This window comes from Streptomyces monomycini (assembly GCF_022271435.1).
GTDB classification, from domain to species: domain Bacteria; phylum Actinomycetota; class Actinomycetes; order Streptomycetales; family Streptomycetaceae; genus Streptomyces; species Streptomyces monomycini.
The window spans coordinates 34,632-55,506 of sequence record NZ_JAFIQY010000032.1 but is presented as its reverse complement, the minus strand read 5'-3'; the positions used below and the strand labels follow the sequence as shown (position 1 = coordinate 55,506).

20 protein-coding genes and 1 pseudogene are annotated in these 20,875 nt (G+C 72.0%); 10 read left to right on the top strand and 11 right to left on the bottom strand.

The features are described 5' to 3' along the window. Positions 1–52: 52 nt before the first annotated feature. Both JXZ78_RS28770 and JXZ78_RS28765 read right to left on the bottom strand, forming a co-directional pair. Positions 53–633, bottom strand: a pseudogene (locus JXZ78_RS28770) (DinB family protein). A gap of 49 nt (positions 634–682) precedes the next feature. Further along, positions 683–1,852 (bottom strand): steroid 3-ketoacyl-CoA thiolase, encoded by a 1,170-nt coding sequence (locus JXZ78_RS28765; protein WP_030022736.1) that lies wholly within the window; start codon positions 1,850–1,852, stop codon positions 683–685. Positions 1,853–2,171: 319 nt separating this feature from the next. On the opposite strand from JXZ78_RS28765, the gene JXZ78_RS28760 reads away from it, so the two are divergent. The 4 genes from JXZ78_RS28760 (at position 2,172) to JXZ78_RS28745 (ending at position 5,821) form a co-directional block, all read left to right on the top strand. Further along, positions 2,172–3,404 carry a cytochrome P450 gene (locus tag JXZ78_RS28760; RefSeq protein WP_030022735.1) on the top strand — a complete coding sequence of 411 codons (1,233 nt, stop codon included), beginning with the start codon at positions 2,172–2,174 and terminating at the stop codon, positions 3,402–3,404. Positions 3,405–3,700: 296 nt separating this feature from the next. Beyond that, positions 3,701–4,321, top strand: a complete 621-nt coding sequence (locus tag JXZ78_RS28755; protein ID WP_030022734.1) for a DUF6230 family protein — start codon at positions 3,701–3,703, stop codon at positions 4,319–4,321. After that, positions 4,312–4,809, top strand: coding sequence for a DUF6114 domain-containing protein (locus tag JXZ78_RS28750; protein ID WP_050502810.1), 498 nt, complete (start codon positions 4,312–4,314; stop codon positions 4,807–4,809). The genes JXZ78_RS28755 and JXZ78_RS28750 overlap by 10 nt, the downstream gene beginning before the upstream one ends. Before the next feature lie 301 nt (positions 4,810–5,110). Further along, positions 5,111–5,821: a hypothetical protein gene (locus JXZ78_RS28745; RefSeq protein ID WP_030022731.1), complete on the top strand. Its 711-nt coding sequence runs from the start codon at positions 5,111–5,113 to the stop codon at positions 5,819–5,821. Positions 5,822–5,941: 120 nt separating this feature from the next. Here JXZ78_RS28745 and JXZ78_RS28740 read toward each other — a convergent pair whose 3' ends face one another. Then, positions 5,942–6,295: a hypothetical protein gene (locus JXZ78_RS28740; protein WP_030022729.1), complete on the bottom strand. Its 354-nt coding sequence runs from the start codon at positions 6,293–6,295 to the stop codon at positions 5,942–5,944. After that, positions 6,292–7,917 carry an aa3-type cytochrome oxidase subunit I gene (gene ctaD / locus JXZ78_RS28735; protein WP_238783443.1) on the bottom strand — a complete coding sequence of 542 codons (1,626 nt, stop codon included), beginning with the start codon at positions 7,915–7,917 and terminating at the stop codon, positions 6,292–6,294. Before ctaD ends, JXZ78_RS28740 begins: the two co-directional genes overlap by 4 nt. A gap of 81 nt (positions 7,918–7,998) precedes the next feature. Between ctaD and JXZ78_RS28730 the strand changes: the two genes are divergently transcribed. Together JXZ78_RS28730 and JXZ78_RS28725 are read left to right on the top strand one after the other, a co-directional pair. Next, positions 7,999–8,724: an RNA polymerase sigma factor gene (locus tag JXZ78_RS28730; RefSeq protein ID WP_030024369.1), complete on the top strand. Its 726-nt coding sequence runs from the start codon at positions 7,999–8,001 to the stop codon at positions 8,722–8,724. Continuing rightward, positions 8,717–9,811: a CU044_5270 family protein gene (locus tag JXZ78_RS28725; protein ID WP_030024370.1), complete on the top strand. Its 1,095-nt coding sequence runs from the start codon at positions 8,717–8,719 to the stop codon at positions 9,809–9,811. The genes JXZ78_RS28730 and JXZ78_RS28725 overlap by 8 nt, the downstream gene beginning before the upstream one ends. A gap of 52 nt (positions 9,812–9,863) precedes the next feature. On the opposite strand, the gene JXZ78_RS28720 is transcribed toward JXZ78_RS28725, so the two are convergent. Continuing rightward, positions 9,864–10,865: an aldo/keto reductase gene (locus tag JXZ78_RS28720; RefSeq protein WP_030024371.1), complete on the bottom strand. Its 1,002-nt coding sequence runs from the start codon at positions 10,863–10,865 to the stop codon at positions 9,864–9,866. A gap of 226 nt (positions 10,866–11,091) precedes the next feature. Beyond that, on the bottom strand, positions 11,092–11,658 hold the full coding sequence (locus JXZ78_RS28715) for a superoxide dismutase family protein (protein ID WP_050503007.1): 567 nt from the start codon (positions 11,656–11,658) through the stop codon (positions 11,092–11,094). Between the two features lie 495 nt (positions 11,659–12,153). Here JXZ78_RS28715 and proP point away from each other — a divergent pair, with 495 nt between their 5' ends. Beyond that, positions 12,154–13,695: a glycine betaine/L-proline transporter ProP gene (proP, locus tag JXZ78_RS28710; RefSeq protein WP_030024373.1), complete on the top strand. Its 1,542-nt coding sequence runs from the start codon at positions 12,154–12,156 to the stop codon at positions 13,693–13,695. 108 nt (positions 13,696–13,803) lie between these two features. Here the strand turns inward: proP and JXZ78_RS28705 are convergent, their stop codons facing one another. Both JXZ78_RS28705 and JXZ78_RS28700 read right to left on the bottom strand, forming a co-directional pair. Continuing rightward, positions 13,804–14,067 carry a hypothetical protein gene (locus JXZ78_RS28705; RefSeq protein ID WP_030024374.1) on the bottom strand — a complete coding sequence of 88 codons (264 nt, stop codon included), beginning with the start codon at positions 14,065–14,067 and terminating at the stop codon, positions 13,804–13,806. Positions 14,068–14,241: 174 nt separating this feature from the next. After that, a complete protein-coding gene (locus tag JXZ78_RS28700; protein WP_030024375.1) occupies positions 14,242–14,766 on the bottom strand; it encodes a nitroreductase family deazaflavin-dependent oxidoreductase in 525 nt (174 codons plus the stop codon). A 223-nt stretch (positions 14,767–14,989) separates the two neighbouring features. Between JXZ78_RS28700 and JXZ78_RS28695 the strand changes: the two genes are divergently transcribed. Next, positions 14,990–15,322 carry an antibiotic biosynthesis monooxygenase family protein gene (locus JXZ78_RS28695; RefSeq protein WP_030024376.1) on the top strand — a complete coding sequence of 111 codons (333 nt, stop codon included), beginning with the start codon at positions 14,990–14,992 and terminating at the stop codon, positions 15,320–15,322. Positions 15,323–15,353: 31 nt separating this feature from the next. On the opposite strand, the gene JXZ78_RS28690 is transcribed toward JXZ78_RS28695, so the two are convergent. Together JXZ78_RS28690 and JXZ78_RS28685 are read right to left on the bottom strand one after the other, a co-directional pair. After that, the gene (locus JXZ78_RS28690) at positions 15,354–15,953 is read right to left on the bottom strand and encodes a hypothetical protein (protein ID WP_050503008.1); all 600 of its coding nucleotides are present in this window, start codon (positions 15,951–15,953) and stop codon (positions 15,354–15,356) included. Continuing rightward, a complete protein-coding gene (locus JXZ78_RS28685) occupies positions 15,950–16,759 on the bottom strand; it encodes a hypothetical protein (RefSeq protein WP_063726181.1) in 810 nt (269 codons plus the stop codon). Before JXZ78_RS28685 ends, JXZ78_RS28690 begins: the two co-directional genes overlap by 4 nt. A 158-nt stretch (positions 16,760–16,917) precedes the next feature. Here JXZ78_RS28685 and JXZ78_RS28680 point away from each other — a divergent pair, with 158 nt between their 5' ends. Continuing rightward, a complete protein-coding gene (locus JXZ78_RS28680) occupies positions 16,918–17,460 on the top strand; it encodes a GNAT family N-acetyltransferase (RefSeq protein ID WP_030024379.1) in 543 nt (180 codons plus the stop codon). A gap of 30 nt (positions 17,461–17,490) precedes the next feature. Here the strand turns inward: JXZ78_RS28680 and JXZ78_RS28675 are convergent, their stop codons facing one another. Then, positions 17,491–19,557, bottom strand: coding sequence for an MDR family MFS transporter (locus tag JXZ78_RS28675; protein ID WP_030024380.1), 2,067 nt, complete (start codon positions 19,555–19,557; stop codon positions 17,491–17,493). Between the two features lie 245 nt (positions 19,558–19,802). On the opposite strand from JXZ78_RS28675, the gene JXZ78_RS40860 reads away from it, so the two are divergent. Further along, entirely contained in the window at positions 19,803–20,840 is a 1,038-nt protein-coding gene (locus JXZ78_RS40860) for a peptidoglycan-binding protein (RefSeq protein WP_050503009.1), read from the top strand. Positions 20,841–20,875 lie beyond the last annotated feature (35 nt).

The following is a 20,875-nucleotide window of genomic DNA, read 5'->3' as shown; positions in this document are numbered from 1 at the left end:
GGCCGCTTTCGCGCACCCCGCCGAGACCGCCCGCCGTCCCCGCCGCCCCCCGTCAGCGCCCGATCGCCCCGTCCATTCGCTCGCGCAGCAGGTCCGCGTGGCCGTTGTGCCGGGCGTACTCCGCTATCAGGTCGATCATGATGCGGCGCAGGGAGACCGGTTCCCCCGAGGCCGCGTGGGTGCCCGTCGCGTCCAGGGACGGTGCGCCGGCACGATGCGGCGGGAGTGCTCGCACTGCTCGCGCCAGACGGCCAGGGCCTCCTCCGGGTCGCCGGACAGGTCGTCGAAATCCTGGTCGGGGTCCGCGTCGGAGTAATGGAGCATCGGGGTCCGTTCGCCCGCGAACTGAATGTGGAACCACCACCGTTCCACCCCGGCGAGATGCCGTACGAGCCCGTGCAGGCTCATCCCGGACGGCGGCACCGTCCGCTCCGAGAGCCGCTCCGCCGGCACCCCCGAGCACTTCAGCGCGAAGGTGGCGCGGTGCCATTCCAGATAGCTGGTGAGGATGTCCCGCTCGTCCCCCACCAGCGGCGGGCGCTGCCGCGCGCCGCCGTCGTCGGCCCATACCGGCGCGTAATTGCCCTGCGGCACCGCCGGAGGGCCCGTCTCCCGCACCCCTGATTCGGTCATGAGGAGAGTGTGACAGGGACCACTGACAACGCCCCTCGCCCCCGGTCCCTCACAGCCGCTGGAGAATCGTCCCCGTCGCCAGTCCTCCGCCCGCACACATCGTGACCAGCGCGAACTCCTTGCCCGTACGCTCCAGTTCGTGCAGCGCCGTGGTGATCAGGCGGGCGCCCGTGGCGCCGACCGGGTGGCCGAGCGCGATGGCTCCGCCGTTCACGTTGACCTTGTCCAGGTCCTGGTCGAAGACCCGCGCCCAGGACAGGACGACCGACGCGAACGCCTCGTTGATCTCCACCAGGTCGATGTCCTTGAGCGACATCCCGGCCTTGCCCAGCACGGCCCGCGTCGCGTCGACGGGCCCGTCGAGGTGGTAGTGGGGATCGGCGCCGACCAGCGCCTGCGCGACGATCCGGGCCCGCGGCCGGAGTTTCAGCGCGCGGGCCATCCGCTTGGACGCCCACATCACCGCGCTCGCGCCGTCCGAGATCTGTGAGCAGTTGCCCGCCGTGTGCACGGCGGTCGGCATGACCGGCTTGAGCCCGCCGAGCGCCTCCATGCTCGTGTCGCGCAGCCCTTCGTCACGGTCCACGAGCCGCCACATGCCCTGCCCGGCGGCCTGTTCGTCCTCCGTCGTCGGCACCTGCACGGCGAACGTCTCGCGCTTGAAGCGCTCCTCGGCCCAGGCCGCCGCGGCCCGCTCCTGCGAGCGCAGCCCGAGCGCGTCGACGTCCTCGCGGGTCAGCCCCCGGTTGCGGGCGATGCGTTCGGCCGCCTCGAACTGGTTGGGCAGGTCCACGTTCCACTCGTCCGGCCAGGGCTTGCCGGGCCCGTGCTTGGAGCCGCTGCCCAGCGGCACCCGGGACATCGCCTCCACGCCGCACCCGATGCCGATGTCGATGACGCCGCCCGCGACCATGTTGGCGACCATGTGGTTGGCCTGCTGGGACGAGCCGCACTGGCAGTCCACGGTGGTGGCGGCCGTCTCGTACGGCAGGCCCATCGCCAGCCAGGCCGTGCGGGCCGGGTTCATGGACTGCTCGCCGGCGTGGGTGACCGTGCCGCCGACGATCTGTTCCACGCAGTCCGGCTGGATACCGGTGCGGGCGAGCAGTTCGCGGTAGGTCTCGCCGAGGAGATAGGCGGGGTGGAGGTTGGCGAGCGCGCCGCCGCGCTTGCCGATCGGGGTGCGTACGGCTTCCACGATGACGGGTTCCGCGGCCATGACTGACTCGTCCTCTCCTCACGTCCCGCAGGACGTCCCGGCACCCCCGACGACGGAACTGGTACGCGTTCTAGTTCCCCGGCCAGTCTCTTTGAGCCGCGGGCGGCGGCGCAAGGGTGCTGCACGGGCCTTCCGCCCCCAACGCCCGCGTGCGGGCAGGACTTGACGCCCCGCACCCCCTTGCCACTTATAGAACTCGTTACTACCTTCACCGCCGTGAGCTGACGGCCCGTCAGGACCGCCGGTCGGCATCCGTACGACGGCGGGCCGCCAGGACCCCCGACCGGCACCGGGCCGGACCAGAGCTGGAGTCGCCGAGATGCCATGCCCCGCGCTGCCCGACGGGTTCGACTTCACCGACCCCGACGTCTACCACCACCGCGTCCCCCTGCCCGAGTTCGCCCAACTGCGGCGCACCGAGCCCGTCTGGTGGAACGCCCAGCCGCACGGCATCGCCGGCTTCGGCGACGACGGCTACTGGGTGGTGACCCGCCACGAGGACGTCCGGGAGGTCTCCACCCGGCCGGAGGTCTTCTCGGCGAGCCTGAACACCTCGATCATCCGCTTCAACGCGGCCATGACCCGCGACAAGATCGACATCCAGAAGCTGATCATGCTGAACATGGACCCGCCGGAGCACACCCGGGTCCGGCAGATCGTCCAGCGCGGCTTCACGCCCCGCGCGATCCGCGCCCTCGAAGGGGCCCTGCGCGACCGCGCGCGGACCATCGTCGCCGCGGCCCGCGGCAAGGAGTCCGGCGACTTCGTCACCGACATCGCCTGCGAACTGCCGCTCCAGGCCATCGCCGAGCTGATCGGCGTCCCCCAGGACGACCGGTCCCGGATCTTCGACTGGTCGAACAAGATGATCGCGTACGACGACCCCGAGCTGGCCATCACCGAGGAGGTCGGCAGCACCGCGGCGGCCGAGCTGATCTCGTACGCGATGAACCTGGCCGCGGCCCGCAAGGAGTGCCCGGCGCAGGACATCGTCAGCCGGCTGGTCGCGGCGGAGGACGAGGGCAACCTCGCGTCCGACGAGTTCGGGTTCTTCGTCCTCCTGCTGGCCGTCGCGGGCAACGAGACGACCCGCAACGCGATCACCCACGGGATGCACGCGTTCCTGACCCACCCCGACCAGTGGGAGCTGTACAAACGGGAACGGCCCGGCACCGCCGCCGAGGAGATCGTGCGCTGGGCGACGCCCGTCGTCTCCTTCCAGCGCACCGCCACCCAGGACACCACCCTGGGCGGCGCGCGGATCGGCAAAGGGCAGCGCGTCGGCCTCTTCTACGCCTCCGCCAACCACGACCCGGAGGTCTTCGAGGACCCCGGGACGTTCGACATCACCCGCGATCCCAATCCCCACCTGGGGTTCGGCGGAGGCGGTCCGCACTTCTGCCTCGGCAAGTCGCTCGCCGTCCTGGAGATCGACCTGATCTTCCAGGCCATCGCCGACACCGTGCCGGACATCGCTCTCGCGGGCACCCCGCGCCGGCTGCGGTCGGCGTGGCTGAACGGGGTGAAGGAGCTGCGCGTCCGGTACGCGTGAGGCGTGCGCGGACGCGAAGACGCGGCGGAGCCGAGCGGTACGCAGGCGCGCGGGTACGGCGGTGGCGCCGGGTGACGTGCCGCCGCGTCTCTTTTGCGTCTCCTGTGGTTCCTTCGGTCCTCAACCTTGCCAACGGCTACTGGCAGACTTACATTCAACTCGCCAGTAACACCGGCCAGTTCTTCACACCCTCCACCTGATCACCACACGCTTGCCGTTTCCTGGCCCGGTGCCCAGCACGTCCCCCCACATCTCTCGGCTGCGCGACCCACCGCACTTCGAAGGGGACCACTCTCATGAAGGACGCACACGGCAGACACGTCACGGGGCGGGTCAGCTGGCGCAAGTTCGCCGTGCTGTCCGTCCCGGCCCTCGCCGGGACCGCCGCGCTGGCCATCGCGCTGGCCAACGGCGCGCTGGCGGCTTCGTTCGCCGTATCGGGACAGCAGTTCAAGGTGTCCGCCGCATCCCTCAACGGCGAAGGCTTCGCCCAGTACGGCGGCGTCGACCAGAACGCCCGCGGCGAGCTGCTGCCGGTGGCCGTGACCGCCATCAAGAAGGCCGACCTGCACAAACTGTGCCAGTCGGTGGTCACCACGCTGCCGGTCATCGGCGACATCTCCCTCAACATCACCGCGGGCGGCGGCAAGACGCCGGTCAAGGCGACCGACCTCTTCGTCGACGCCACCCAGCTCTCCGGCAACGCGGACTTCAACAACATCGAGATCGGCCGGGACGCCTCCACCCTCGACAAGGGACCGGCGACCGCCCAGGGCATGCAGGACCTGTTCGCCCAGCAGGCCGACGACGTGAACATCACCGACCTCAAGCAGACGGCCTGGGCCACCAACGCCGGGACGTTCCGGCTGACCGGCCTGAGCATGAAGATCTCCAAGGGCAAGAAGGAATGCTTCTGACCGGGCAGGGCTCCTGGCGGCGCGGGCGTGCGGCCTGGCGGCGCTGGCGCAAGGGCCGCCCCTTCTGGGGCGGGCTGGCGGCCGTCGTCGCCGGTGCGGAGATCTGCGCCATCCCGCTGGCACCGCTGAAGGTCATGCTCCAGCAGGGCATCGCCGGGATCCCGTCCGTCCTGATGGGCCTGGTGATGATCCTGATGGGCCTGTCCGCGTGGTTCGCGCCGCACTACCGGGGGCTGGCCGGCGTCCTCACCGTCCTGGTGGCCACCGCCGCACTGGTGATGTCCAACCTCGGCGGATTCCTGTTCGGCACGATCGTCGGCATCCTCGGCGGCGGCATGATCTTCGCCTGGCAGCCACGCCCGCTGCCGGCGCCCGGGCCGGAACCGCAGGCGGACGCGGGTACGGGTACGGGCCCGCGACCGGAGCCGGGTGCGGGGCCCTCCGGCAGCGAGCCGTCCGCACCGCACCGCACCCAGCCGCAGAGCTGACCGGGCCGCGCGGCAGGACCGCCGTACGCGTACGCCGGACACCTCGTACGCGTACGGCGCCACCCCCGCGCCCGTACGGCGCCACCCCCGGGCCCGTAAGACGGAACCCCCGCGCCCGTAAGACAGCGCCCTCGTACCCGTACGAAGGCGCCTGCCGTACCCGTACGACGGTGCCCGCCACGGGCGGCCCGCCGGGCCCCGTCGCCCGCGTACGGCAGGACAGCACACCCCCCTCCGACCCGCAGGTGTTCGCAGGCACCTGCGTCGCCCCACCAACACCGCTCGCAGAAGGAGATCCGCGATGACGCACAGACCCGCACGCTCTCGCGCACACCACTCCGTCACCCGGCGGCCGCGCGCCCTGCTCGCCGCCGGTACGGGCATCCTCGCGACCGCGTCCCTCTCCCTGGCCCTGACCGGCTCGGCCACCGCCCAGCCCACCGGGACCCCGGTCACCGCCGGCCCGACCACCGTCTCCCCGGCCGGCCACGCCTACGCCGCCACCCTCAGCGGCAAGGCCACCTTCAAGGCCGGTTCGGTGACGGTGACCTGCACCGTCTCCAAGGCCACCGGCCAGGTCCCGGAAGCCCCGGGCAACTCCAACGCCTCCGGCCCGGTCAGCAACGGCATCTCGGCGCCCGGCTACACCTCGTGCACCACGAGCATGCCGGGGGTCAGTGCCACCATCCAGACGTCCGGCGACTGGGGCGTCACCATGCAGAACGGCGCACCGAGCACCGCCGGGCTGACCATCCCGACCGCCGGTTTCGTCCTCAAGACCAGTGGCCTGGCCAGTTGTACGGTGACGGCCGCTCCCACCGGTGCGGCGACGGTGAGCGGCGCCTGGGCGAACGGCGCGCCGTCCACCCTGACCTTCACCAACGCCTCGGTGCCGGTGAAGGTCGTCGGCGGCTTCGGCTGCCCGACCAGCGCCACGACGTCGATCTTCAACGCCACGTACAAGGTGACCGACACCACCGACCCGGCGTCGCAGATCACGGTCACCGGCTGACGGGCGGCCCCGGCTGACAGGCGGCCCCGGCTGACGGCCGGCTCCGGCTGACGGCCGGGAGGCGCCAGCGGGCCGACCCCTCAGCCGCGGACGCCCCCGGTCGTCGTCAGTCCGTCGCCCTCACCCGCCGGTGAGGGCGACGGCAACCGCCACCGCGCCGATCACCAGCGCCCCTGCCACGGCGAGCAGGCCCGTCACCAGCCGGCGCCGCAGCACCCGGTACACGCCCTCGTACTCGGCACGCAGTTCTCCGCTGCGGGCGGCGATCCGCCGCAGGTAGGCGCGGGAGAATTCCAGCTGGTCGGCCTGGTACTGCCGCTCGACCTCCTCCTGCTGCGCGCGGGTCAGCCACGGCAGGCGGGCGGTGAAGTCGCGGGCGCGGGTGCGGGCGCGGTCCTTCTCCGCCTCCCAGAGCAGATATCCCTCGATCTCGTTGATGGCCTCGGCCGTGCTCACCGGCGTGCTTCCGCTCATACCAGCACCTCGCGTTCCTTCTCGCGGTCCAGTCCGGGCGTGCCGACCTCGGGATGGTGCAGGTCGAAGGCCGGGGATTCGGAGCGGATGCGCGGCAGGGAGGTGAAGTTGTGGCGCGGCGGCGGGCAGGAGGTCGCCCACTCCAGCGAACGTCCCCAGCCCCACGGGTCGTCGTCCGTGACCTTTTCCCCGTACTTCGCGGTCTTCCAGACGTTGTAGAGGAACGGCAGTATCGACAGGCCGAGCAGGAACGAGGCGATCGTCGAGACCGTGTTCAGCGTGGTGAAGCCGTCGGCGGCCAGGTAGTCGGGGATGCGGCGCAGCATGCCTTCGGCGCCCAGCCAGTGCTGGACCAGGAAGGTGCCGTGGAAGCCGATGAACAGCGTCCAGAACGTGATTTTCCCGAGCCGTTCGTCGAGCATCTTGCCGGTGAACTTCGGCCACCAGAAGTGGAAGCCGGCGAACATCGCGAAGACGACGGTGCCGAAGATGACGTAGTGGAAGTGGGCGACCACGAAATAGGAGTCCGTCACGTGGAAGTCCATGGGCGGCGACGCCAGGATGACGCCGGTCAGACCACCGAAGACGAAGGTGATCAGGAAGCCGACCGCCCACAGCATCGGTGTCTCGAAGGACAGTGAGCCCTTCCACATCGTGCCGATCCAGTTGAAGAACTTCACTCCGGTCGGTACCGCGATCAGGAACGTCATGAAGGAGAAGAACGGCAGCAGCACGCCGCCCGTCGCGTACATGTGGTGCGCCCAGACGGTGACCGAAAGGCCCGCGATCGAAATCGTCGCCGCGATCAGACCGATGTAACCGAACATCGGTTTCCGGGAGAAGACCGGAATGACCTCGGAGATGATGCCGAAGAACGGCAGCGCGATGATGTAGACCTCGGGGTGGCCGAAGAACCAGAAGAGGTGCTGCCACAGCAATGCGCCGCCATTGGCCGCGTCGAAGGCATGCGCCCCGAATTTACGGTCCGCCTCCAGCGCGAAGAGCGCCGCGGCCAGTACGGGAAAGGCGAGCAGGACCAGCACACCGGTCAGCAGCACGTTCCACGTGAAGATGGGCATGCGGAACATCGTCATGCCGGGGGCGCGCATGCAGATGATGGTGGTGATGAAATTGACCGCGCCCAGGATCGTCCCGAAGCCGGACAGCGCCAGGCCCATGACCCACATGTCGCCGCCGATCGCCGGGGAGTGCACGGAGCCGGAGAGCGGCGCGTAGGCGAACCAGCCGAAGTCGGCGGCGCCCTGCGGCGTGAGGAATCCGCCCACCGCGATCAGCGAGCCGAAGAGGTACAGCCAGTAGGCGAGCATGTTCAGCCGGGGGAAGGCGACGTCGGGGGCGCCGATCTGCAGCGGCATGATCCAGTTCGCGAAACCGGAGAACAGCGGCGTCGCGAACATCAGCAGCATGATCGTGCCGTGCATCGTGAACGCCTGGTTGAACTGTTCGTTGGACAGGATCTGGTGGCCCGGCCTGGCCAGCTCGGCGCGCATCAGCAGGGCCAGCAGGCCGCCGATGCAGAAGAACGCGAACGAGGTGATCAGGTACAGCGTGCCGATGGTCTTGTGGTCGGTGGTCGTCAGCCACTTCACGGTGGACTTCATGCACCGTAGGTGTCCGGGGCCGCCGGAAACTTCACCGCGGCAGGGTGTGAAGATCGCAGGCGTGCCGGACACCAACAGATCATGAGCAAGGACGCAGCCGCCGGGGACGGCCCGGACGAGGACTTCGGCGCGGGCCCCGGCACAGACCTCGGCCAGGACGTCGACGAAGCCTTCGCCGCCGCCTACCGCGCGCACTTCTGGGCGGTCAGCCGCTTCGTCGCCCGCCGGCTGGACAGCGGGCAGGAGGACGACGTGGAGGAGGTGGTGGCGGAGGTCTTCTCCATAGCCTGGCGGCGGCGCGCCGAGCTGCCGCCGTCCCCGCTGCCCTGGCTGTACGGCGTGGCGCGCAACTGCCTGTCGAACACGGTGCGCGGCTTCGGCCGCTACCGGCGCCTGCTGCACCGCCTCGGCAACCACGAGGCCGCGCACCGCCGCCAGACCGTGGACAGCCCCGACTCGGAACGGCCGGGGTCCTGGGTGCACGAGGCGCTGGAACGTCTCTCCCCCGCCGACCAGGAAGTGCTGCGTCTGACGGCCTGGGAGGAACTGACCCTCCAGGAACTGTCCGTCACCCTCGATTGCAGCCAGAGCGCCGCGGCGATGCGGCTGCACCGGGCGCGCAACCGGCTCCGTACACAGATAGACCGTCTCCGGCCGAAGGGAGCGCCGGAGCCAGGGCCCGACCCGGGCGCCGCTCCCCCACCGCGCCCGCGCGCGCACCGCCCACCCGCACGCCGTACCCCTGTACGTCCCCCTCTGCCCGCACCCGCGGTGCCGACCCGAGCCGGAGGCCGCAGCCTTGACTGACGAACTGGAGCTGCTGCGGCAGGCCGATCCCGTACGGTCCGACGAGGGCCCCTGGCGCGACCGCCCGCTCACCGCGCGCGCCGAGCACCGGCTGGCGGCGCTGAGGAGCGCCGACGCGCCGTCTCCCACGCCGGCGCGTACTCCTGAACGCGCCTCCCGCCCCGCCCGGCTCCCCCGTGCTGCCCGGCCGCGCCGTACCCGCCGCCTTCTCATCGGCGCCACCGCCGCCTCGGCCGCCGCCATCGCGGCTCTCACCCTCACCTTCTCCGGCGTCAGCACGGCCCCGGCGGCGGCCTCCCCCACGGCGCTCGTCGTGCAGCCCGACGCCCCGATCCTGCCGCTGGACGAGGTCGCGCGCCGGGCGGAGGCGTACGCCCGCGCCCTGCACGACGCCCCCAAGCCGCACCGGGGCAGCCACCTCCAGAGCTGGTACCTGAGCATGGAGACCGGCCCCGACGCGCAGCCGCCGGTCACCATCCCCGAGGAGCGCATCACCCGCTGGAACCCGGACGGCAGCGGCTCCGAACTCGTCGTCGCCACCGACCCCCGGCACCCCGGCCGCCCGGTGATCAACGACGCCGACGGCGAGTGGCGCACCGTCAACGACGGCAAGGTCCTGCACCGCAAGACCTACCCGGCAGGCACCCGCCTGGACGACCCGGCCACCGGGGACGGCCCCCTGCCCGCCCGGCCGCCCGCCGATCCGGACGAGCTGCGCTCCTACCTGTCCACCTTCTACAGCGGCGCCGGCACCGAGACGCAGCCGCTGCTGATGGCCCTCTCCTCGTTCCTCCAGGAGTGGACCCCGGGTCCGCGCGAGTCGGCGGCGCTGGTCCGGATGCTCTCCCGGACGAAGGACCTGCGCCCGGCCGGGCAGGTCATCGACCGTCTCGGGCGGCGCGGCCAGGCGTACGCCTACCGCGGCACGGACGCCTCGGGCGGCTCCATGGACGGCACCCTGCAACTGGTCATCCTCAACCCGGAGACCGGCCGGATCCTCGGTATGGAGACGACGCTGACGAAGGACGTCCCCGACTTCAAGATCAAGTCGGGTGATGTGCTGTCGTACGAGGCGTGGATGCCATGAGGGGGCCGCGGGCCGCCGGCCCAAGTCTCTCCGGCGGCCCGCGTCCCTCCGCTCAGTGACCGAGCCGCTCCAGAGCCTGCTGCGGGTAGCGCGCGCCCGCCACGGCGTCGGCGGGCACCGCCGCGCGCAGCCGCGCGACCTGCTCCCCGGTGAGGGTCAGGTCTGCCGCGGCGGCGTTCTCGGCGACGTAACGCGCCTGCTTCGTCCCGGGAATCGGCACGATGTCCTCGCCCTGCGCCAGCAGCCAGGCGAGCGCCGCGCGCGCCGGCGGCACCTCCAGCTCGTCCGCCACGCGGCGCACCGCGCGGACGAGCTCCAGGTTGCGCTCGATGTTCTCGGCGGAGAACCGCGGCCAGCGACGCCGGTTGTCGTCCTCGCTCAGCTCCTCGCGCGAGGCGAGCGCCCCCGCGAGCATCCCGCGCCCGAGGGGCGAGTACGCCACCACGGTCACGCCCAGCTCGCGGCACGTGGCGAGCAGTTCGCCCTCGACCACGCCCCGGGTGAACAGCGAGTACTCGACCTGCACCGCGCTGACGGGATGCACGGCGTGCGCCGTGCGCAGTGTCCGCGGGCTGACCTCCGAGAGGCCCAGGTGACGCACCTTCCCCGCCGCGACCAGTTCCGCCATCGCGCCGACGGTCTCCTCGACCGGTACGGCGGGGTCGCGGCGGTGCGCGTAATAGAGGTCGATGTACTCGACGCCGAGCCTGCGCAGCGAGGCGTCGCAGGCCACCGGTACGTACGCGGGCGACGTGTCCACCGTGTCGACCCGCCCGGTCGCCGGGTCGTGCCGCAGCCCGAACTTCGTCGCGAGGACGACGTCCTCCCGCGCGCTCCGGCCGCGCAGCCAGTCGCCGACGAACTCCTCGTTCGCGCCGCGCCCGTACGCGTCGGCCGTGTCGAGGAACGTCACGCCCAGGTCCGCGGCCCGGTCGAGCGCCCGTCGCGCTTCCGCCGGGTCGGCCGGCCCGTACGCGACGGACATCCCCATGCACCCGAGCCCCACGGCCGACACCGCGGCCCCGCCCGGCCCGCCGAGCCGTCGATACCTCATGGCGTTCCTCCATCACTCGCCGGGTCTGCTCCGCCGAGTGGCAGCGTACGGCCGGATGGCTGATGCTTGATGGGCGCGACGATCCCGCGGCGCGGCGGCGGAACACTGCCGCGCCGCTCGCGTCCGGCGCCCGGCGAGCCCGCGCCCGACGCCCCGACAGCGTCAGGCCGTTCCGCGCCCGGCGCCCGACAGCGTCAGGCCGTTCCGCGCCCGGCGCCCGACAGCGTCAGGCCAGCGGAACGTTGACGCAGGCCAGGCGGGCGCCCGCGGTCCCCGCGTGGCCCGGTTCGGTGTGCGTCTTGTGCTCGTGGACGACCACCGAGCGGGCCTGTCCGTAGCGGACGTGCCAGGTGACCCTGGCGACCGAGGCGCCGTCGCCGTCCGCGTCCGTCTTCAGGTCGAGCCACACCTCGTTGCGCGGGTTGGCGTAGGCGGGGTCGGTGGAGGGCTGCACCGGGTCGGGCACGTTCTGGTAGTGCGGCCCGGAGTCGGCCGGTGCGGGCCCGCACGGCTTGGTGTGGACGTGGGCGCCGTACGTACGGTCCGGGACCAGGCCCGCCAGGCGCAGGCCGACGACCGTACGGGCGTCCTTGCCGGACCCGTACCGCTTCTCCACGACCGTGACCCGGCTGCCCTCGGGCACCAGGGCCGGGTCGTGGGTGACGGCCTCACCCGTCGGCGACGCGGCGAAGTGGGCACGGACGGTCACGCTGGTGCACTGCACTCCCATGGATGGCGCGGCGGCCGGCGCCATCGCCAGTGATGCGGTCAGCACTGCCGTAGCGATAGACATGCGACGCACCCTCGCGTCCCGGCGCGCCGACCGGAACCGGGTATCCGGCCAGGCGGGGTGTACGGGGACGTTATGGAAGAGGCGTGGGGGAAGGGTTGCGGGAGGGTCCGCGGGGGCACACGGGAGGCGGGTTCGAGGAGGTCCTGAAGTGGGCCAGGGAACCTCGGAAAATTGTTTGGACATGGCCCGCATACATCCGCCCGGAGTGGGCAGGGTCAGGTCCGTGCCGTGCATATCCGCCGCACAACAGGGCAATTCGGTTGCGGTGATCCTGGCGAGATGGATCACATTCATAAAGGCCGGATAAGGCCCCTCGGAACGCTTCCTTCCCTGCCAGGAGCAGGGATCCGTACGGTTGCGCCGCCATTCGCTCACTGTCCGTGATGAGCCGCTCTGCCCCTATGGTCGTTCTTTGCCCGTCACGCCATGGCGGGCCCGACCCGCCAGCGCGGGTGTTCCATGCAGTCGTCCCAGAGAGCGCAGGCGAGCGAGCACGTGCCGACGCAGTCACCCGTCGCACCGCGGACCCGTACCGGTGGTCCCGTACCCGACCCGGCGAAGCCGGAGAAACCGGAGAAGCGGGGGCAGGGCAGCGACGACGTCACCGTCGTCGATCCGTCCATGGTCAAGCGGGCCGTCTCGGCAGCCGCCGTCGGCAACGCGATGGAGTGGTTCGACTTCGGCGTCTACAGCTACATCGCGGTCACGCTCGGACAGGTCTTCTTCCCGTCCGGCAACCCGACCGCGCAGTTGCTGTCGACGTTCGGTACCTTCGCCGCGGCCTTCCTCGTCCGCCCCATCGGCGGCATGGTCTTCGGGCCGCTCGGCGACCGTATCGGCCGCCAGAAGATCCTCGCCATCACCATGATCATGATGTCGGCGGGCACCTTCGCGATCGGCCTGATCCCCTCGTACGCCTCCATCGGCGTCGGGGCTCCGATCCTCCTGCTGGTCGCCCGGCTGATCCAGGGCTTCTCGACCGGCGGCGAGTACGGCGGCGCCTCCACCTTCATCGCCGAGTACGCGCCCGACAAGAAGCGCGGCTTCATGGGCAGCTGGCTGGAGTTCGGCACCCTCGCCGGTTACGTCGGCGGCGCCGGCCTGGTCACGCTGCTGACCTACCTCTTCCGTCACGACCACGACGCCCTGCTCTCCTGGGGCTGGCGCATCCCGTTCCTGGTCGCGGGCCCGATGGGCGTCATCGGCCTCTATCTGCGGATGCGGCTGGAGGAGACCCCGGCCTTCGCGCAGCTGGAGAAGGAGGCGCGCTCCAAGGAGAAGGAGCGCCGGGAGGCCGAGAAGAGGATCGGCCTGCGCGAGATGATCTTCGGCCAGTGGCGCCCGATGCTGCTCTGCGTCGGCCTGGTCCTGGTCTTCAACGTCACCGACTACATGCTGCTGTCGTACATGCCCAGCTACCTGACCTCGGAGCTGAAGTACGACGAGACGCACGGACTGCTGGTCGTACTGGCGGTCATGGTCGTGATGATGTGCGTGCAGCCCTTCGCGGGCCGGCTCACCGACCGCTTCGGGCGCCGCCCGGTCATCGCGACCGGCTGTGTCGGCTTCCTGGTGCTGTCCGTGCCGTCGCTGCTGCTGATCCGGCAGGGTTCGCTGGCCGGCATCGCGCTGGGCATGGCCGTCCTCGGCCTGCTGCTGGTGTGCTTCACGTCCACCATGCCGTCCACGCTGCCCGCGCTGTTCCCGACGAAGGTGCGCTACGGTTCGCTGTCCATCGGCTTCAACGTCTCGGTCTCCATCTTCGGCGGTACGACTCCGCTGGTGGTGACCGCGCTGATCGGCGCCACGGGCAACAACATGATGCCCGCGTTCTACATGATGGCCGCCGCCGTGGTCGGCGGGATCGCGGTCCTGCTGATGTCGGAGAGCGCGGGCAAGCCGCTGCCGGGGTCGCCCCCGGCGGTCGAGACGGATTCGGAGGCACGCGCGCTGCGCCGGGCCGCCGCCGCGGGCTCGGGTCCGGGTTCCAAGGCCGCTTCGGGCAAGCGACGGGTGACAGCGGAGTCGCCTGCCTGATACGGCCGGTGGCGCGAGCCCCCGCCCCGTACATCGGACAACGCCTGTGCGCGAGGACGAGACCGTCCTCGCGCACAGGCGTTCTCACGTACCCGTGGGGCCCGTGCCTCAGGTGTCGCTCGGGCGGTTCGGGCCGACCCACCCGCCGTTGTCGCAGGTGCGCCCCGTCGGGTCCTTCCGGCCGTGCGCGTACAGCCCGTCACCCGTGGTCGCGCCGGACGGCGAGGGGAAGAAGCTGGTGTAGGCGAAGCGGCAGCTGTCACCGCCCGCCGCACGGTCGTGCGCGGGACAGGCCGACGCGGCGGGAACGGCCGCCAGGACGGCGCCGGCCGCGGACACCGACACCACCACGGCACGGGTGAACTTCCGCATGGAGTACAAGAGGTTCCCTTTCGTCACCGGGCCGCGCCCTCGCACGCCCCGGCCGCCATGCTGGCGGGAAACCGCCGTCCCGGCCCGGCCACACTCCGGCGCCCCGACGGCTGCAACCCCAACAGCGGACACGGCCGTCACCACCGCGCCGCCGCCCCGTTGAACCCCTTCAGGTCACTGCTCCACGAGCCGTACGAACGGTATGTTCTCCCCCGCCTGCCGGTAGCCCTCCGCCGTGCCGTCGACCTCGAAGCCCATGTACGCCGTCAACTGCCGGGCCGCCTTCGGGTGCTTCTGCGCGTACCGCGCCATGATCCGGCCGCCCTCCTCGGCGGGGAGGAAGTGCGCGATCACGGCACACCGCCTGCGGCCCACCTGGATCGTGGCCCTGGGCTGCGACTGGAGGTTGCGGTACCACTGCGCGCCCGGGCCGAAGCCGGACGCCAGGGCCCAGGTACGGGCCTGCCGGTCGTACGACACGACCTCCAGGACGACGCGCCGGGTCTTGCCCGACGTACGGCCGAGGTGCTCCAGAAGCAGCAGCCGCTTGCCGAAGAGACCACCGAGACCGAGCCGGTAGAGGTGGATCGGAGCGCGCAGGGCAAGCCGCTTCCAGCCCGTCGGCCGCGCCGGTCTGCTGACCCGCCGCGCCGCCCGCGGTGTCCCCGACGGCTCCTGTCCCGCTTCTGAGTTCGACATACTCCGACGCTAACCCCACCCACCGACAACGGAAGTGACGCAACCGGCCGAGCTGCGGCACTCGGGAGCGGCCGGCCCGCCCCGGGGCGCACCAGCGTTCGATCCAGCGCTCCCCGCCCGGACCGGACTCGCCGCATGAGCACAGACCTGACCCCCGCCCCGGCCGGCCCGCCGCACGGCCCTGGTCTCCACCCGCCGGACGGTATGGGGCACGATGTTCGGTATGAGCATCGTGAAGATCAATGTGCTGACCGTTCCCGCCGAACAGCGGGAGGTCCTGGAGAAGCGCTTCGGCGCGCGGGCCGGCTCCGTCGAGTCGTCGGACGGCTTCGAGTGGTTCGAGCTGCTGCGCCCGGTCGAGGGCACCGACCAGTACCTCGTCTACACGCGGTGGCGCGACGAGGAGTCGTTCCAGGCCTGGATGGAGGGCCCGATGAAGGCCGCGCACCAGGGCGGCGGCGCGGAAGGCGGCGAGCGGCCCAAGCCCGCCGCATCCGGGTCCACGCTCTGGTCGTTCGAGGTGGTGCAGCAGGCCGGGCCGAAGGAACAGGGCTGAGCCGCCGGGTCACCGGGGTGCGGGAGGCGGCTCAGAAGTCGAGCAGGCGCTGGGCGGTCTCCCGGTAGTGGCGCAGGGCGACACGGAGTTGTTCGGTGTCGGTGTTGCCCTGCTCCCAGGACGAGTGCAGGGAGCGGCGGCGGGCGGCCAGGGCCTCCGGCAGGAGGGCGGCCAGCTCTTCGTAGATGCCGTCGGCTTCCTGCACGGCCTCACGGGGACGGTCGACGAAGCCGTTGACGGCGTGGTCGAGCCGCTGCCGCAGCTTCTCCCGGGCGTCGGAGGGGAGCAGGGGCTCGGGGGCGCCCGCCCCACGGCCGAAGCTTTCACCGTGCGTGGACGAGCCCTGGGTGGACGAGCCGGGTGCGGACGAGGCGGGAGTGCCCGGTGTGCCGGGGCCGCCGGGCGTTCCCGCCGGGTAGTCGGTCTCGGTGCCGGGCAGGCCCGCGTACACGCCCGGTACGGACTCGGTGGCGCCCGACGTGGTGGTGGGCGGCGGTGCGGTCGGCTGCTGCGCGCTGCGGTCGCCCTCGTACGCCGCGGCTCCGCGCTCCGGGGGCGGCATGCCTTCGCTCGCCGCGCGCTCGCCGGGCGTCTCGACGGGACCGGTACCGCGTTCGTCGTAGGTGCTCATCGCGCACCGCCTTCCGCAGTGTCGTGCCCGTGGCCGCGGCCGTGCGTCCAGGGGGCACGCAGCCGGTCGCCGAGCCGCCGGGCGGTGGGCTCGTGGTGCTGAGTACCGGACCGGGCGGCCGATGGGTCGTGACCGTCGTAGCCGTCGCGGGCCGGGTCGGTGCGGCCGTGCGCCGTGCCGCCGCGGCCGTGGTCACGAGGGCCGTGGTTCCGGGGGCCGTGGTCACGGTGGCCGTGCGAGGCGGAGCGGCCCGTACCGGCTTCGAGGAGTTCGGTGAACAGGGCGCGCGCGTGCACCACGGCGGCGCGCAGTTCCTCGGTACCGGCGGCGTTCTCGGGCCGGTTGTTCCGGGCGCGTACGGCGGTCTCGTGGGCCTTGCGGTAGTCGTGGACGCCCTGCGCGTGGTGGACGGAGAGCGCGTCGGTCTGCTCGTCGTAGGTGTCCGCGGGGTAGCCGCGCTCGCGGGCGAGCCGGCCGATCAGCAGGTCGGCCTCGACGACGGCCTGTTCCGGCTCGTCGACGAACTGCCGCTGCACGGCCTCCCACCGCTCCTCGTACTGGAGGCGCAGTTCGGCGGTCAGCGGGGTCGGGCGGAACGCGCCGTGGCGGTCCAGCCGCTGGTTGAGTTCGCGTTCAGCGGCCGCGGTGTCGCCGTCGTGCACGGCGACGGCCCGTTCGTACTCCGGGCCGAAGCGGCGCCGCAGGCCTCTGCTGCCACTGCGGGCGACCTTGGCGCGTGCCATGAGGACGAGAGCGGCGATCACCAGGAGCGCCACCACAGGGACGATGATCAAGGTGAGGGACATACGGATCGGGTAGCCACGCCGCCGGACGCCAAACACCGGCTGCTGACGGCCCCTTGAGGCGCACGGTCCGGACCGGCGGGCACCACCGCCCGGCCCGGCGGGGCGCCGTACGGCATATTCGGAGGCGGCGGTCCCACCCGTACCGTCACAATGCCGCCATGACTGACGCCGCCACCAGGCACCGGCCCGGGACCTGGCACCTCTCGACGGAGCCCGACGACTCGCCCGCCGCCACCGCCCTGTTCCGCGAGTACTACACCGAGGTCGCGCAGCGGTACCACGTCCTGCGCGGGCAGCCGCGGATCACGTCCGAGGAGATCGACGAGGGCGTGGCGGAGTATCCGGCCGGTCAACTGGTGGCACCGGGCGGCGCGTTGTTCATCGCCCGGCAGGCCGGCGAGGCCGTCGGGTGCGCCGGACTGCTGCTCATCGACGGCGGGCGTACGGCGGAGCTGAAGCGGGTGTTCGTCCGCGCGCCCTGGCGTGGCCGGGGCGCGGCGGGTGTGCTGATGTGCGCCGTCGAGCGGCACGCGGCGGAACTGGGCGCAGAACGGCTGCGGTTGGACACCCGGCGGGATCTGACCGAGGCGGTCGCGCTGTACCGGGCGTACGGGTACGAGGAGATTCCCGCGTACAAGGAGGACCGGTACGCGGAGGTGTTCTTCGAGAAGGCGGTGGCAGGGGCGCCCCCGGGACGCTGAGGCCGACGGGCCCGCGGGGCGGGACTCCGCTCAGCGCCCCTCCGGCGGCGGACGTCTGCGGGTGTCGTCCCGTCGGCGGGTGTCGTCCTTGCGCGGGCTCTCCTCGTCCGAGCCGCACAGTTCCGCCGTCAGCTCGTCGACCAGCTCCGTGAGATCGGTCGGCCGGTCCTCGGTCCACCAGTCGCCGAGCAGTTCGGCCAGCGACGCGCGGCGCGCGGCGGCCAGCCGTTCCGCGACCGCGCGGCCCTTGTCGGTGAGGACCAGCGGCAGCCCCTCCCGTACGGCCAGGCCGCGCTCCTCGATCTGCCGGGTGGCAGTGCCGATCACCCGGAACGGCACGATGCTGCGCTCGGAGAGCAGCGCGGGCTCCACCGACCCGAAGCGGTTGATGCGCAGCAGCATCCAGCTCGCCGCGGGCGCGAGGTCCAGCCCGGCCTTTTCGGTGATCTGCTCGTAGACCGCCTTGCGGCCCTCCAGGCCGCCCAGTCTGGACAGCGCGCGGCAGACCTCGTCGTACGAGGAACGGTGTACGGGGTTCGAGGACAGCACCTCGGAGGTATCGGGCGCGGTGACGCCCCGGCGCAGCGGCTCCTCGCGCAGGAACCAGGCCAGCACGAAGGCGATGAGGACGACCGGGACCGCGTAGAGGAAGACGTCGGTGATCGAGGTCGAGTAGGCGTCGAGCACGCCGGCCGCGGCGTCGGGAGGCAGTTGCCCGACCGTCCGCGGATCCTCGGCGATCTTCGACGGGTCGGTACCGGGCGGCAGCTGCTTGCCCGCGAGGGCGTCGGCGATCCGGGGCCCCAGCTTGTTGGCGAAGATCGTGCCGAAGATGGAGACGCCGAAGGAGGAGCCGATCGAACGGAAGAAGGTGGCGCCCGAGGTGGCGACGCCGAGGTCCTGGTAGTCGACGGCGTTCTGCACGATGAGGACGAGGACCTGCATGACCAGGCCGAGCCCGAAGCCGAAGACGAAGAAGTACAGGCTCATCACGGTGGTGCCGCTGGACGGGCCGAGCTGGTGCAGGAGCAGCAGGCCGACGGCCGTGACGGCGGTGCCGGCGATGGGGAAGACCTTGTAGTGCCCGGTACGGCTGACGAGCTGCCCGGAGCCGGTCGAGGACAGCAGCATGCCGACGACCATCGGCAGCATGTGCACCCCGGACATGGTCGGCGAGACGCCCTGCACCACCTGGAGGAAAGTGGGCAGGTAGGTCATCGAGCCGAACATCGCGAAGCCGATGACGAAGCCGATGACCGCGGTGAGGGTGAAGGAGCGCAGGCGGAACAGGCGGAGCGGCAGGACCGGTTCGGCGGCCCGCCGCTCGACGGCCACGAACACGGCCAGCAGGACCAGGCCGAGCACCCCGAGGCCGATGATCTGCCAGGAGCCCCAGTCGTAGCTGACGCCGCCGAGCGAGGTCATCAGGACGAAGCAGGCGGCGACCGCGGCGATCAGGAGGGTGCCGAGGTAGTCGATGCGGTGCGGGGTGCGGCGGACGGGGATGTGCAGCACGGCGGCGATCACGGCCAGCGCGACGATCCCGATGGGCAGGTTGACGTAGAAGACCCAGCGCCAGCTGAGGTGGTCCACGAACAGACCGCCGAGCAGCGGCCCGAGCACACTCGTCGCGCCGAAGACCGCGCCGAACAGGCCCTGGTAGCGGCCGCGGTCACGGGGCGGCACGATGTCGCCGACGATCGCCATCGACAGCACGATCAGACCGCCGCCGCCCAGCCCCTGGACGGCGCGGAACGCGATCAGCTGCGGCATGTCCTGCGCGATGCCGCACAGCGCGGACCCGATCAGGAAGATCACGATGGCGGTCTGGAACAGCCGCTTGCGCCCGTACTGGTCGCCGAGCTTGCCCCACAGCGGGGTCGCGGCGGTCGAGGCCAGCAGGTACGCGGTGACCACCCAGGACAGGTGGTCCAGGCCGCCGAGGTCGCTGACGATGGTGGGCAGCGCGGTGGCGACGATGGTCTGGTCGAGTGCCGCGATGAGCAGGCCGAGCAGCAGCGCGCCGATCGCGACGAGGACCGTCCGCCGAGACTGCCCCTCGCCGGGGGCGGCCGGAGCACCGGTGTCCTGCGCCATGAGTGTGTCTCTCTTCGTGCGGGGCGGGCGGGGTGTACGGGTCGTACGGGCGGGTTGTGCGGGCCCGGTCGAACGGGGCGGTCGTGCGGGGCGGGACCGGGCTCCGGTTCCATCCTGATCGTTTCGGTGGGATACGGCCTGCTGGGAGCCGTGGGGCCCGGTGGTGCCCGAAGGCTCCCTGTGCAGGAAGGGGCCAGACCGGGATAATCACTGACCGATCGAGAGGTTCAGGAGGGGGAACGCTCGTGACGGCTCAGTCCTGCCCGCACTGCTCGGCACCCACGCGTGACGACGGCCGGCCGAGGTGCCTGTGCGAGGCGGCCGGCGCCGAGGACTTCGATCCGCTGCGGGTACGCCCGTACGTGCAGCTGCCGGACGGGGCGGAAACCACCGGTACGGCGGCGGGCCCGACGGTGGAAGCCATGCGCCCCGACCCGCGTCCCGCGCCGCGCTTCGGCTCCCGTACGGTGCCGCCGGCCGGGTCCCGGTCGGGCGCGCGCGCCGGGGCACGCGCGGGCCTGCGCTCCGGAGGGCGGGCGGGGGCACAGGCCGGCCCGCGCGCCGGTTCACCTGCCGACACCTGCGCCGCCCCCCACACCGGCGCCGAGGCCAGAACGGACGCCTACCTCAGCACCGGCACCGACACCGACACGTACGAAGCCTCCCGGCGCCGTAAGAAGCAAGCAGCCCTGGCCGCCATGGCGGTCTCCGCGGCAGGTCTGGCCGCGGGCGCCGTGCTGCTCAGCGGCGCGCTGCTGAACGACGCGGACCAGGACCGCGCGCTGCCCGACAACCACCGGCACATGCCCAGCGCCGCCCGCACCCCGGGCAGCGGCGACGGCGGCCCGGTGGGCGGCGGCCCGGGACGCCGCGCCGCGCCGCCGTCGGCCGTCCCCACACCGGCGCCGCAGCGGGTGACCAGGGCCCAGCCGTCCGCCGGCCCGTCCCGTACCTCGTCACCGACGCCCGGCCCGTCGTCGGCCCCGCGTACGGCCACCGCCTCCGGCAGCATCACCAGCGCCCCGGAGAGCCGTGCGCCGAGCAGCCCGCCGGAGGGGCCGATGGTGCTGCGGGAGGGGGCCAGCGGGCCGGAGGTCCTGGAGCTGCAACGGCGGCTGGAGCAGGTGGCGGTGTACCCGGGCCCGGAGGACGGCCGTTTCGACGTCGCCGTACGCGACGCCGTCGCCGCGTTCCAGCGCTTCCACGGGCTGCGGCAGGACCCGGCCGGTGTCTACGGGGTGCAGACCCGGCGGTCGCTGGAGGCCCGTACGGTCGAACCGTGAGCCGGGGCACACGGACCTCACCAGGGGGCGGTTGG